The organism is Sorangium sp. So ce124 (assembly GCF_051525235.1).
GTDB lineage: Bacteria > Myxococcota_A > Polyangia > Polyangiales > Polyangiaceae > Sorangium > Sorangium atrum.
Genome location: NZ_CP150312.1, coordinates 3564790 through 3577971, shown reverse-complemented (window position 1 = coordinate 3577971; position 13182 = coordinate 3564790). Strand labels below are relative to the sequence as shown.

Annotated in this window: 10 protein-coding genes; 6 read left to right on the top strand and 4 right to left on the bottom strand. The window is 71.1% G+C overall.

Translation table 11 applies throughout. From position 1 onward, the window contains the following. The first annotated feature begins 264 nt into the window (after nt 1-264). A complete protein-coding gene (locus tag WMF19_RS13650) occupies nt 265-2175 on the top strand; it encodes an ATP-binding protein (RefSeq protein WP_437899506.1) in 1911 nt (636 codons plus the stop codon). Between the two features lie 81 nt (nt 2176-2256). Beyond that, complete coding sequence (locus WMF19_RS13645) at nt 2257-2394, top strand: hypothetical protein (protein ID WP_437899504.1); 138 nt, start codon at nt 2257-2259, stop codon at nt 2392-2394. A 108-nt stretch (nt 2395-2502) separates the two neighbouring features. Here WMF19_RS13645 and WMF19_RS13640 read toward each other — a convergent pair whose 3' ends face one another. The 3 genes from WMF19_RS13640 to WMF19_RS13630 all read right to left on the bottom strand — a co-directional run bounded on the left by WMF19_RS13640 (nt 2503) and on the right by WMF19_RS13630 (nt 5806). Continuing rightward, nucleotides 2503-3981 (bottom strand): FAD-dependent monooxygenase, encoded by a 1479-nt coding sequence (locus WMF19_RS13640; RefSeq protein WP_437901626.1) that lies wholly within the window; start codon nt 3979-3981, stop codon nt 2503-2505. A 204-nt stretch (nt 3982-4185) separates the two neighbouring features. Further along, nucleotides 4186-5175 carry an RNA polymerase subunit sigma-70 gene (locus WMF19_RS13635; protein ID WP_437899502.1) on the bottom strand — a complete coding sequence of 330 codons (990 nt, stop codon included), beginning with the start codon at nt 5173-5175 and terminating at the stop codon, nt 4186-4188. Beyond that, nucleotides 5165-5806, bottom strand: a complete 642-nt coding sequence (locus WMF19_RS13630) for a glutathione S-transferase family protein (RefSeq protein ID WP_437899500.1) — start codon at nt 5804-5806, stop codon at nt 5165-5167. The genes WMF19_RS13635 and WMF19_RS13630 overlap by 11 nt, the downstream gene beginning before the upstream one ends. Nucleotides 5807-6139: 333 nt before the next feature. On the opposite strand from WMF19_RS13630, the gene WMF19_RS13625 reads away from it, so the two are divergent. From WMF19_RS13625 to WMF19_RS13610, 4 genes are all read left to right on the top strand, one after another. Further along, nucleotides 6140-6511 (top strand): cupredoxin domain-containing protein, encoded by a 372-nt coding sequence (locus WMF19_RS13625; RefSeq protein WP_437899498.1) that lies wholly within the window; start codon nt 6140-6142, stop codon nt 6509-6511. Nucleotides 6512-6945: 434 nt separating this feature from the next. After that, entirely contained in the window at nt 6946-8316 is a 1371-nt protein-coding gene (locus tag WMF19_RS13620; RefSeq protein ID WP_437899496.1) for a sigma 54-interacting transcriptional regulator, read from the top strand. Nucleotides 8317-8617: 301 nt separating this feature from the next. Beyond that, nucleotides 8618-10363, top strand: coding sequence for a hypothetical protein (locus WMF19_RS13615; protein ID WP_437899494.1), 1746 nt, complete (start codon nt 8618-8620; stop codon nt 10361-10363). Nucleotides 10364-10651: 288 nt separating this feature from the next. Next, nucleotides 10652-11695 carry a hypothetical protein gene (locus WMF19_RS13610; RefSeq protein ID WP_437899492.1) on the top strand — a complete coding sequence of 348 codons (1044 nt, stop codon included), beginning with the start codon at nt 10652-10654 and terminating at the stop codon, nt 11693-11695. Here WMF19_RS13610 and WMF19_RS13605 read toward each other — a convergent pair. Continuing rightward, on the bottom strand, nt 11679-13142 hold the full coding sequence (locus WMF19_RS13605; protein WP_437899491.1) for a serine/threonine-protein kinase: 1464 nt from the start codon (nt 13140-13142) through the stop codon (nt 11679-11681). The two genes, WMF19_RS13610 and WMF19_RS13605, sit on opposite strands and share 17 nt — an antisense overlap. Nucleotides 13143-13182: the final 40 nt, after the last annotated feature.

Sequence of the window (13182 nt, the reverse complement as noted above, 5' to 3'; positions counted from 1 at the left end):
TACGCCCGTCTCAGGCGAATTCTCCAACCTCGCCCCTGGTCACGATTTCCCGAGCTCTATAGGCCGGACTGCCGGGCTGAGGAGTCGACATCTTCCCTGACGTACAGGGCCCTCGCCCCGGCAGCCATGCGAGAGAACACAACCATGCGGCCAAGCAACCGCACGACGCCGACCACGCTCCGCAGCATGGTGACGTGAACGGCGAGCTATCGGGTCAGCAGGCTCGTGCTTTGGCGCAGCTCTCGTGTTACGAGGTTGATGTCCATGGGGGATGCTGGAACGCCGGGCGCCACGGTCGCGAATGAACGGTTCCGCACGTGGAACGACTTCGTCCGCGAGCTGGATCTCGCCGACCCGCTGCACCGCCTCGTACTCGACTCATGGGAACGCAGTCGGGCGGCGGCGGTCGACCCCGTTCGTCCGCCCTTCCGGCGGATCGACGACGAGGAGCTCGCGAGAAGGTTGGAACGAAGCGCCGACCTGGTCCGCGCCGCCATCCCTCACCTGCACTGGGCCGCCGCGCTGCTACGGGCGTCGGAGCCGGCCGTCTACCTCGTCGATGGGGACGGCATCGTCCTTCACTCGGTCGGCACGTCTCGTTCGATGATGGAGACATTCGGACTCCTGCCCGGATTCGACTGGTCGGAGCGGACGATGGGGACCAACGGCGCCGGCACCGCCATTGCAACCAATCGCCCGGTCGCGATCGTCGGGCCGGAGCATTTCGCGAGCGCATTCGACGATTGCACGTGCACCGGCGCGCCGATCCACGCGCCCGACGGTACGATCATCGGCGCGATCGACGTCAGCACGTCCGCCGCGACCGGCAGCCCCGAGCGGCTCGCGCTGGTGGCGCACATCGCCTACACGATCGAGCGCGAGCTGCAGGCGTCATGGGAAAGCCGCCGCCGCGAGGCCGAGGAGGCGGGCCGGATCCAGGCAGAGGAGGCGCGCGAGCAGCTCGCCCGCCTGCAGGCCGTCACGGCCGCGCTCGCCCGCACGTGCAGCGCCGGAGAGTCCGCCGGCGTCGCGATCCGCGCGATCGGCGCGATCCTTCAGGCCCAGGGCGCGCGGGCCTACCTGCGAACGGACGACCCAGGGGGGCTGCGCCTCGTGGCCTCGACCGGCGACAACGGGACGTCGCCCTTCCCGTCGATTCCGTCCGATCCGGAGCAGCCGGTCGTCCTGGCCCTGTGCCGCGGCGAGCTGGTCATCCTGCCGGACCCCGACGAGGTCGAGGGGGCCGCCACGCGCTTCGCCCCGCGCCCCACCATGTCCGCCATGGCCTCGCCACGCCTCGTGGCGCTGCCGCTCCGGATCCACGGTCGGGATCTCGGCGGCCTGGTGTTCATCATCGAGGGTTCGTGCCGCCTCGATCCGGCGATGCGTAAGCTGGTCGCCACGATGGCGGATCAGTGCGCTCAGGCGGTCGAGCGGAATGCCCTCTTCGAGTCGGAGATGCGCGCCCGCGCCGAGGCACAGGATGCGGTCCGGAAGCGCGAGCAGATGCTCGGCATCGTGGCCCACGATCTCCGCAACCCCCTCAGCGCGATCGTGCTCCGGGCGGCCCTGCTGAAGCGGGAGCTGGCGTCCCGCGTCGACGAGGAGAAGTTGCGGGACGGCGTACGGACGATCGAGCGCGCAGCGCGCCACAGCAACCGCCTCATCGCCGACCTGCTCGACGTGGCGAGCATCGACGCTCGCCGACTGTCGATCCTGCCCGCCCCCCACGAGGTCTCCGACCTCGTGGCGGATGCGACGGAAACAGCGCGCTTCGGCGAGACCGGCCGCTCGTTGTCGGTGCACGTGAAGGTTCCGACGGATCTGCCGCCGGTGCTCGCCGATCGCGACCGGATCGTCCAGGTCCTCTCCAACCTGCTCAGGAATGCCCACAAGTTCACGCCCGACGGCGGGGCGATCTACGTGCGTGCCGAGGCGCTCGACGGCGAGGTGGGGATCCACGTCCGGGATTCCGGTGTCGGAATCGCGGCCGAACACCTCCCACTCATCTTCGACCCGTACTGGACGCGCCCGAACAACGGGCAGCGCGGCACTGGCCTCGGTCTGGCCATTGCGCGGGGGATCGTCCAGGCGCACGGTGGGCGAATCTGGGTGGAGAGCCGGGTTGGCGACGGGAGCACCTTCTCGTTTACCTTGCCGCTCGCCGATCGCTGAAGCGCACCTCGCGCCCGCACCGGGCCGACGCCGAGCGGGAACGTTCGCACCGCGTCGGTCTGGCGCTACCTGGACGACGACATGGTCGCGCCCGCGAACGTCGTCGCAGACGGCAGCGATTCCCTGAGCGCGCCCGCGGATCGCGGCAGCCACGCCCCACGGTTCTTCCACGACGACGTCTCCTTGGTGGAAGACGAACTCTTCATCGTCGTGGAGTGATCAACCGCGGCGGGCTGGCTGCATGGTCATGTGCTCCTCGTCGTGGGACTCTTGAACCAGCTCGCTGTCGGCGTCGAGCGCGTTCGTGCGCTTCGCTGCCGGGGCATTCTACGCGGTGGCGCTCCGCTGCGTGGGCGGTCCGAACCAGGTGGTGAGGGCGTCGCGAAGGCCGTGGTCCGTCCCCTCTCCGACCCACGCGACGTGTCCGTCCGGTCGGATCAAGACAGCAGTCGGCGCAGGTACCGCGCCGAGCACCGGGAGCTCCCACACCCCAGCGGGGCGAGCTTCGAGCAGCCGAACACGAGCGGCCCAGGGACCGATGTCGAAGGCCCCCGGCTCACCGAGGTTGAGCAAGACCGGCCTTGCCTCGTGCAGCAGCGTGAATACGCGCAGCGGTCCGCCCTCGGTGACCAGGTCGAGATCGGGCATGCGACGTCCGAGCAGCGGGTGTCCTTCACCGAGGTCGTAGCGAATGTCGAGACCCGACATCATCGCGGCGTAGCGCTTGCGAGGCTCGTCCATCTTGAGCAGCTCGGTCACGGTCTCGCGCAGGGCCTCCGTTCGATCGTCGCCGCGACCGAGCGCGGTTTGTGCCATGGTCAGGCGCAGCACGCGGGCAGCGATGGGGTGCCGCTCGGCGTGATAGGTATCGAGCAGGCTGTCGGGCGATGTGCCGCTCACCACCTGGGCGAGCTTCCATCCCAGGTTCACGGCGTCCTGGACGCCGATGTTGAGCCCCTGTCCACCTGCCGGCGCGTGCACGTGCGCCGCGTCGCCCGCCAGGAGGACACGCCGGTCTCGGTAGGACACCGCTTGCCGAGCCATGTCGCTGAATCGGGATAGCCAGGTCGGGTTACGAACACCGAAATCGGTGCCGTAGACCGCGACGAGCGCGTCGCGCAGGTCCTGTAGCGTCGGCTTGTCGGCTTTGCCGACGTGCGGCTCCACGAGCACGACGCCGACACGCTTTCCGTCCTCCAGCTTGCCCAGCGCGTTGACGCCCTTCTCGCCGCGGCGGACGCCCCACGCGGGCTCGTCCACCATGTCCACCTCCGCGATCAGGTAGCTCGTCGACGCGTCCCATCCGGCGAAGTCGATGCCCGCCTTCTTGCGGACCAGGCTGCGACCGCCGTCGCACCCGACGAGATACTTCGCTCGTAGCGTCACGCCGTCGGACAGCTCGACGTCGACGCCCGTGTCGTCCTGCGCAAACCCCGTCACGTCACGCCCGCGATAGAGCTTCACCGGCAGCTCGGAGACCCAGTCGGCCAGGATGCGCTCGATCCGGTTCTGGCGGAGCGCGAGCCCGTAGTGGTGACGAACGGGGAAGTCGCTGATGTCGAGAGGGATGAACGAGAAGCCGGCGACCTGCATCACCTGCCCTTGTGAGAGGAAGCGCTCCGCGACGCCACGCTGATCGAAGACCTCGATCGTGCGCGCGTGCAGGCCGCCCGCGCGCGAGCCGGCGAGGTCCTGGTTTTCGCGCCGCTCGACGACGGCCACGTCGATCCGCGCCAGCGCTAGCTCGGCCGCCAACATGAGTCCCGTCGGACCTCCACCAGCGATCACCACGGCATGATTCGGCATCTTCATGGTGCAGCATGGTGCGGCATGCATGGGGGCTTCCGGCAAGCCCCCATGTCTGGTATACGCTGGAGCTGGAGACGGACGGGGGGCGCGCTCGTTTCCTCGCTGCACGCGCGCTTCGCGGCACACGGCGGCGCGCCGAATTTTGCGATCGTCCGGCGTTCGTGGGTGATCGTGGCGACGGGCCCCTCCCAATGGACTCGCTCATGAGGTGGGCAGCTCCGACGGCACGCCGAACAGGGGGTACACCTCGGGCAGCATGAAATGGTCGACGGTCGCGATCGCGCCGTCGCGCGTGGTGACGAGCTGAATCGCCGACAGGGTGTGTGGCGCGCCAGCGGCTCGGGGACGATAGAAGGCCAGCGCCGGTTGTCCGTTCGCGGCGATGCGCAAGTGCAGGAATTGCCGAGGGACGATGCTGCCGAACATCCGCCGGTAGAAGCGCTCGTTGGCGGCGCGCCCGGAGACCCAGGTTGGCGCCGGCGGCATGGTGGTGCGCATCTCTTCGTGGAACAGCGCGACCAGGGCGTCCAGGTTCGCCTCCTCGAAGGCGCGCACGTACTGTTCGAGCAGACGCGTATCCACTTGCGTGGTCGCCGCGATGTCGACCGGCTCCGCCCCGCCGAGCTTGCTGCCGATCGCGGTGCGGGCGCGGAACAACGCGCTGTTCGCGGCCTCCACGCTCGTGGCGAGCGCTTGCGCCGTCTCCGCCGCCGACAGTCCGACCACGTCGCGGAGCAGCAGCGTCGCGCGCTGCAGCGGGGACAGGCATTGTAGGGCCGCCACGAAGGCCAAGGCGACGCTCTCCTTGAGCGCGTAGCGCGCCTGGGGGTCGCGCTCCTCGACGCCTTCCAGCCAGGCGCCGGGCATGGGCTCCAGCCAGACGGGCTCTTCGATGCGCGGCAGCGGCGGCTCGGCGTCCTCCGTCGCGGGGAATGCGTCCGTCGGAAACAAGCGCCGCGGCCGGCGCTTCAGCTCGTCCAGGCAGACGTTGGTCGCGATGCGGAAGAGCCACGGCTTGACAAGCGCCTCGTCCTCCAACGAATCCTTGGCGCGCCAGGCGCGCAGCCAGGTCTCCTGCACCACGTCGTCGCCGTCGTGCGCGGAGCCGAGCATGCGGTAGCAATGCAGGCGGATCGCGCCGCGCAGGGGCTCGACCGATCGCAGGAACGTGGCGTCGTCTCTAGGCGGCATGGGGCATCATGGCGGCCTGGGCGTCGGCGAGGGCGCGGCGCATGCTATCGCGGCCGAGCACGCGCGTGAGCCACGACTCGAGGCGCGGAAACCCGGCCAGCGAAAGCCCGCACAGGGGCGCCAGGCTGTAGTGCGACGCGAGCGCGAAGTCGGCGAGCGAGAGCGATCCGGCCAGGTAGTCGCGCCCGGACAGCGCCGCATCGAGCACGTTGCTGAGCTGCGCGAAGTCGGCGCTGCTGGTGGCGATGACCGCCTCGTTGGGCGCCCCCTGGCCGGTCAGGCGCTTCACGATGCGCTCGAACGCGACCGCTGTCATGGCCGGTCCCAGGTGCGCTAGCTGCCAGGCCAGCCAGCGATCCAGCTCGGCCTGGGCGCGCGCCGTGGCCGGCACCAGTCCGCCGCCGCATTTTGCGGCCAGGTAGCGCATGATGGCTGTCGACTCCCAGAGCACCAGGTCGTCGTCCACCAGCACCGGGACGCGCCCGTTCGGGTTCAGCTCGAGAAACTCGGGCGCGCGGGAAGCTCGTTGAAAGAGGTCGACGTGGACCGGCTCGAACGAGACGCCGAGCTCGTAGGCGACGGCACGGACCTTGCGACAGTTGGGAGAAAACGCAAAATCATAAAGTTTCATGGCAGTTTTGGCCTCTCCTCTCCAAGACTGCCGCCGGGGCCGAAACTGTTCGGGGGCTCCGAAGTTTTTTCAACCGCGGCCGGCCGAAGCGCCCGCGCCCGGTCGGGCCAGGAGCTCGTGCACCTGCTCCTGCTGCCCATCCCGGGGACGAGCTCGCTCGCGCACGTGGAAGAGAGCTGGGCGGCGCGACGCATCGCGCTGGAGCCGGGCGAGATAGCGGCTCTCGCCCCCTCCGGCTCCGCCGTTTCCGGCGCGCGGGCTGAAATCCGCGTTCGACCGTAATGCGGCGGAGGCCCGCGCGTCTTCCACGCAGAACCTCAAGGAGATCCTCGCATGAAGATCAGACACGCAATCTTCTCGATCGCGCTCGGCATCACCACGGTCGCCTCCGCGCTCGGCTGCTCGCAGCCCGCGAGCGCCGAGCCACAGAAGGCGCCGCGCGTGGTCGAGATCATGGTCCACGGCGCCTTCGTGCCCGACAAGATCGCCGCGGTCGAGGGGGAGCGGCTGGAGCTCAGGCTCGTCCGCCACGACAGCGGCGACTGCACCAAGGAGGTCGTCTTCCCGAGCCTCGGTATCCGCAAGGAGCTACCGACCGGACAGCCGGTGACCATCGACCTCCCCGAGCTCAAGGCAGGGGAGCTCAAATTCGAGTGCGGCATGGGGATGATCAAGGGCACCATCGCCGTCGCGCCGAGGAAGTGAGCAGCAGACGGGAGCGCTCCCTGAGTCACCGCGAGCGAGCCCTCCGGCTGGCGGATCGGTCGACAGGTGGGGGCTGCGAGGGCAACGAGAACCGCTTCGAGTCGCTCGCGGCGTGCCTGGAGGCCTGTCAGGGCACCACGACGGACATGGATGCATGCGCGGCGCCGGGGGATTGCGTCCTCGCGCCGCCGCGCTGCTGCGCTCCGCGCCCGTGTATCCGGAAGAAATGGCGGCGGTGTGCTCGGAGGGCAGGTGTAAACCGCAGCTCTCCGAGGCGCCCTGACCGACGGGTATTCGTTCCTCTCCTTCGCGCTCGTCCAGGCCGGGAGACGGCGGCGCCGATCTCGAACGATCTCCGCGAGCGGGTGGTCGCGGCGTACAAGGCGGATCCGCCGCGGAGAGCCGCCGCTCGGCGCCGTGGTAGCCTCGACCCGATGTCGCACGGCCAGCCATCGCCCTCCTCGCCCGACGAGACCCGCGCGCTCGTGTCCCGCTCCACGGAGCTCGTGTTCAGGCGCTTCCGGCTCAAGGTCCTGGAGGGCCCGGAGCGCGGCCTCACGCGGGACTCTGACGAGCCGGAGCTCGTGATCGGCTCCGCGCCGGGGACGCACCTCACGCTCACCGATCCGACCGTCTCCCGCCATCACTGCGCCATCACCGCCACGGCCGAGGGGTTCCTGCTCCGCGATCTCGACAGCAAGAACGGCACGACCATGGCCGGGTACCGCGTCCGCTCCGCCTACCTCAAGGCCGGGACCGTGCTCGGCGTCGGCGAGACCTCGCTGCGCTTCGAGCACCTCGACGAGGAGGTCCGCCAGCCGCTCAGCCACGAGGAGCGCTACGGCCGCGCCCTCGGGCAGAGCGCCGCGATGCGCCGCCTGTTCGCTCTCCTGCCCCGGATCGCCGGGAGCGCCTCCACCGTGCTGGTCGAGGGCGAGACCGGCACCGGCAAGGGCCTCGTCGCCGAGGCCATCCACCAGAGCAGCCCGCGCGCGGGCGGGCCCTTCGTCGTCGTCGACTGCTCCGCGATCCCGCCGAACCTCATCGAGGCCGAGCTCTTCGGGCACGTGAAGGGCGCCTTCACCGGCGCGGTCGCGTCGCGCCCGGGCGCCTTCGAGGCGGCGCGCGGCGGCACCGTCTTCCTCGACGAGATCGGCGAGCTGCCGCTCGACATGCAGCCCAAGCTGCTCCGCGCGCTCGAGGAGCGCGTCGTCAAGCGCGTGGGTAGCCTCGATCCGGTGCCGCTCGACATGCGCGTCGTCGCGGCGACCCACCGCGACCTCCGGAAGGAGGTCAACCGCGGCCGCTTCCGGGCCGATCTCTTCTACCGCCTCAACGTGGTCCGGATCCGCATCCCGCCGCTGCGCGAGCGGATCGAGGACATCCCGCTGCTCGTCGCCCATTTCTACGAGCAGCTGGTCACGGACGGCGATCCGAGCCCGCCCGCCGAGCTCCTCCAGGCGCTCGCGCAGCAGGACTGGCCCGGCAACGTGCGCGAGCTGCGGGCCGCCGTGGAGCGCGCGGTCCTCCTCGGCGACGCGGCGCCGTGGCGCGACGGCGCGGACGACGATGGGCGCGCGCCGGACAGCGCCGCGCCGCCCGCGGCCGAGGACGCCTTCGACCCGGCGCTCTCGTTCCGCGCCGCCAAGGAGAAGGCCACGTCGCGCTGGGAGCGCGCGTACCTCCGGGGGCTGCTCCGCGCGCACGGCGGCAACCTCTCGGCGGCCGCGCGCGCGGCGCGCATGGACAGGAGCCACCTCTACGAGCTGCTCCGCCGGCACGACCTGTCGGCCCGCGAGGAGTAGCCGCGTAGGCGCGCGCCTACACCTGTGGGCGCGCGCCTACGGGGACAGGGGCGCGCCGCGCGGAAAGCGCCGCCGGAAGGAGGACGGCAGCGCCGGCGATCCGCGAGATCCGCCGCCCGCCACGGGCAAGCACGAGCGCTGCGCGCCCGGCACGAGCGCTGCGCGCCCGGCACGAGCGCTGCGCGCCCGGCACGAGCGCTGCGCGCCCGGCACGAGCGCTGCGCGCCCGGCACGAGCGCTGCGCGCCCGGCACGAGCGCTGCGCGCCCGGCACGGGCGCTGCATTAAAGAGCCGCGACACCATGACAACGCAAGGCACTCCCCGATACCTGCTCCTCGCACTCCTCGCATCGAGCCCCGCCGCGCTCGGCTGTGTCGCGGCGACGGACGACGCCCCCGCCGCGCTCGGCGAAGCGGCGCAAGCCGTGCTCAGCGGCGATGAGCCGCCGGAGCCCGAGCCGGTGCCGGTGCCGGGCGGCGACCCGGGGCCTACGGTCATCTCGTTGAACGGCATCGACGCCGATTTCACGCGGGACCCCGGCGTCCTCAACTTCCTCCGCGAACTCGCGGCTGCCTCCCTCGCCAGCAAGTCCGAGAGGATCTTCAAGCGGGTGACCGGCGAGGGGAACGGGCTGCGCCGCAAAGCGATGGCGTACATGATGTCGTGCGCCCTGAGCCAGGGACAAAAGCTCGTCGTAGAGAATCCGCAACGGGTCGTAGGGGATCCGCGACCGACAGATTTCGTTCAGTTCAACGGCCTCCACGGCCTTGCCCCGTCCTGGAGTGACAAGCAGCTCACCGACCAAGAGCAGCGCTGGGTGAGCGCGTGCCTGCTCGCGCACGCGAACAAGCTCGGCGAGCCGGTCAACATCTCGCTGCGCGCGCCGCGCATGACCCTCACCCCCGAGGAAGGGATGGACTACACCGCTCAAGAGGCCACGTACTTCGGCAACCTCTTCGACCTGGAGCCGAAGAAGTTCGCGTGTATCGGCGCGACGAGCAGCATAAAGGCGATGGGCCGAGGGCGGACTTGCCACACGTCAGTCGAGCAGTGCGGGTTCCAGGTCCTCGGCCCCTGCGCCGAGCATTGCTCCAGAGACGGCGACATCTTCGGGCAGTGCGGGGGCGGCGGCGTCACGTACCCGGAGGTCATCACGGTCTACAACCGATCGAGCCACGATCTCGCCCCGACCACGCCTGGTGCCACCGGCGTCGGGATCTTTCGTGCAGGCGCCTGGGCGCTCGATCGCAACGCCAATGGCTACGACGACGATGCGCCGATCCAGCTCTCCGTCACCGGCAGCACGCCTGTCGTGGGCGACTGGACCGGCGACGGTCACTCGAAGCCCGGCGTGTTCCGGAACGCCGACGGGATGTGGTTCCTCGATCTCGACGGCAACGGCTGGTCGCCCGGCGTCGATCGGCAGATCCAGTTCGGGCTGCCCGGCGACGTGCCCGTGGTCGGCGACTGGACCGGCTCCGGCAAGACGCGCGTCGGCGTCTTCCGGGCCGGCGTCTGGGTCTTCGATCTCGACGGCAACGGCTACGACTCGTCCGATCGCGTCGTCCACTGGGGCAGTCCGGGGGACACCCCGGTCGTGGGGAGCTGGGACGGCAGCGGGAAGGCGCGCCCCGGCGTCGTCCGCGTGCTGCCCGATGGATTGATGTACTGGTACCTCGACATGAGCGGCAATGGGACGGACGGCGGCGCCTACCGCGTCCTCCAGTTCGGCCTGCGCGGCGACGTGCCCCTCGTCGGCGACTGGACCGGCACCGGCCAGACGCGCGTCGGCGTCTTCCGGAACGGGGAGTTTCACCTCGATCTCAACGGCAACGGATACGACGGCGAGGTGCCCATCCGCCTCGGCCAGGCAGGCGATATCCCCGTGGTCGGGCGCTGGAGCGGCACCGCCCGGAGCCTCGTCGGCGCCTGGCGGCCGCAGACCGGAACATGGCTTCTCGATATGAACGGCAACGGCTGGGACGGCGCCGACCGCGCCCTCCATTTCGGCCTCCCCGGTGACGTCCCCCTCACCGGCTCCTGGTAGAGCGGCGGGCACCCGCTTCGGATACGGGCCCATCTCGACGTTTTCGGTGCTCGGCGTACCGGAGTACGCCTGCGCGCCGAAAACGCCGATCTGGACCCGTCTCCTGTGCGGGTGACCGCCGCTCTGTGACGCAGGGGGCCTGGGCCGGGAGATTGGAACGACTGATTTGGGACAGCTGATCTCGGGCCGCGCTGACGCGGGGCGATCGCTGTTCGCAGATAGGCGTGTGTCGTCATGCCGGCGATCCGCGCCATGACCGATGGACCATTGAAGATGAGGATGAAATCCATGAATTCGATGTCGACAAAGTCCACTACGCTGCTTCTTCTGATCGCCGCTGTCACCGCCGCGGCGGGCTGCGGAGAAGCTTCGATCGACGGCGGCGACGCGATCGAGGGCTCGCTCGGCGAGGCGGACGGCGCGCTCGAGGGCGAGATCGAGGACGGCAGCGACAGCCCGATCTCGCCGCCCGTGGCGCGGGTTCCGACCGGCGTCGGGGTCTTCCGTGGGCCGAGCAGCTTCGTGTTCGATCGCAACCGCAACGGGTGGGACGGCGACGCCGGGATCAGCTTCTCCGTCACCGGCAACACAACGCCTGTCGTGGGCGACTGGACCGGCGACGGCCACGCGAAGCCCGGCGTGTTCCGCGACGCCGACGGGATGTGGTTCCTCGATCTCGACGGCAATGGGTGGTCGCCCGGCGTCGATCGGCAGATCCAGTTCGGGCTGCCCGGCGACGTGCCCGTGGTCGGCGACTGGACCGGCTCCGGCAAGACGCGCGTCGGCGTCTTCCGGGCCGGCGTCTGGTACCTCGATCTCGACGGCGACGGCTACGACTCGTCCGATCGCGTCCTCCAATGGGGCAGTCCCGGGGATACGCCGGTCGTGGGGAGCTGGGACGGCAGCGGCAAGACGCGCCCCGGCGTCGTCCGCGTGCTGCCCGATGGCATGATGTACTGGCTCCTTAACCTGAGCAGCGATGGGCTGGACGGCTCCTACCGCGTGCTCCAGTTCGGCCTGCGCGGCGACGTGCCCCTCGTCGGCGACTGGACCGGCACCGGCAAGACGCGCGTCGGCGTCTTCCGGAACGGAGAGTTCCACCTCGATCTCAACGGCAACGGGTACGACGGCGAGGTGCCCATCCTGCTCGGCCAGGCAGGCGATATCCCCGTGGTCGGGCGCTGGAGCGGCACCGCACGGAGCCTCGTCGGCGCCTGGCGGCCGGCGAACGGGATGTGGCTCCTCGACATGAACGGCAACGGCTGGGACGGCGCTGACCGCGCCCTCCAGTTCGGCCTCGCCGGCGACGTCCCGATCACCGGCGCATGGTGATCGCTGGGAGGGCGCGCGCGTAGAGCCGCGCCACGGCCCCGGCCGGCGCCGCCTCGAGCCCGAGCCCGTCGAGCAGCGCCGGCGTCGCGAGGTCGAGCAGCGCCGGCGTCGCGAAGAGGCCGGCGGGCAGGCCCTCCGGGAGCCACGCCGCGACGTCGAGCAGCTGGCCCCCAGCCGGCGCGCCGCCGTCGAAGCGCGCCGGGGCGGCGTGGAGGCACAGCGCGACGTGCACCCGCGGATCGCGCGCGGCCCGCGCCTCAAGCGCGCCGAGGAGCGCGCGCGCCGCGTCGATCGCCGACCGCCGCGCGGCGTGCTCGCCGCCGGGGAACCCGCCCGGATCGACGACGTAGAGCGCGGCGTGGCCGGCCTCGACCGCGGCGCGGAAGCCGCGCTCGGCGAGCCACGCCTGGGCGGCGGGCAGGATCGCCTCCAGGTCGTCGAGCAGACCCGGCTCCGCGTCCTCCAGCGCCGCCGCGTCGGCGCGCGCCTCGACGTGGAGGGCGACCGCGAGCCGCTCGGCGCCGGACGGGAGGCCAGCGCGGCCCGCCGCCTCCCGGAGCTCGGCGAGCAGCGCCGCCGCGCCCTGCTGGCGCCGCCCCGGGTCCTTGCTGAGCGCCCGCAGCACCACCTCGTCGATCGCAGGCTCGACCGGCGCGCGCGCGCTCGGGCGCGGCGGGCGGGCGTGGAGATGCAGCTGCGGGAGCAGCGCCGACGTCGCCGGGAAGGGCGGCTCGCCGGTGAGCAGGGCATAGAGGAGCGCGCCGAGCGCGTAGACGTCGGTGCGCTGATCCGTCGGCAGGCCGCGGATCTGCTCGGGCGCCATGAACGCCGGCGTGCCGACCATCTGCCGCGAGCCGGTGATCGCCGGCCCCGGGTCGTCGAGCAGCTTGGCCACGCCGAAGTCGAGGAGCACGACGCGCCGCGCGCCGCCTTCGTCCGCCAGGAAGACGTTCGAGGGCTTGATGTCGCGGTGCACGATCGCCTGCGCGTGCGCGGCCGAGAGCGCTGCCGCGAGCGGATCGAGGATCGAGAGCGTCTCGTCGAGCGACAGGCGCCCGGCCGCCGCGAGGTGCGCCCGGAGATCCACGCCGTCGAGCAGCTCCATCGCGAAGTACGGGTTCCCGTCCGGAAGCTCGCCGACCTCGTGGACGGCGATGACGTTGGGGTGCCGGATGCGGCCGATCGCGCGCACCTCGCGCGCGAAGCGGAGCGCCGCCTCGTGGCTCGAGACGAGATCGGCGTGGAGCACCTTGAGCGCGCGCGCCGCGCCGCCCCGCTCCGCGGGGACCACGCGGTACACAGCGCCCGCGCCGCCGTGGCCGAGCAGCGATGCGACGACGTAGTCGCCGACGCGATCCCCAGGCGAGAGCACGCGCCGGTCCCCGGAAGAGCATCCCCGCGCCACGACCGTGGTGAGCGGCACAGGGTCGGTCGCGTCGCACTTCACAAGACATACAGCGTAGCATGCGGGGCGCGCGGAGCGCCGC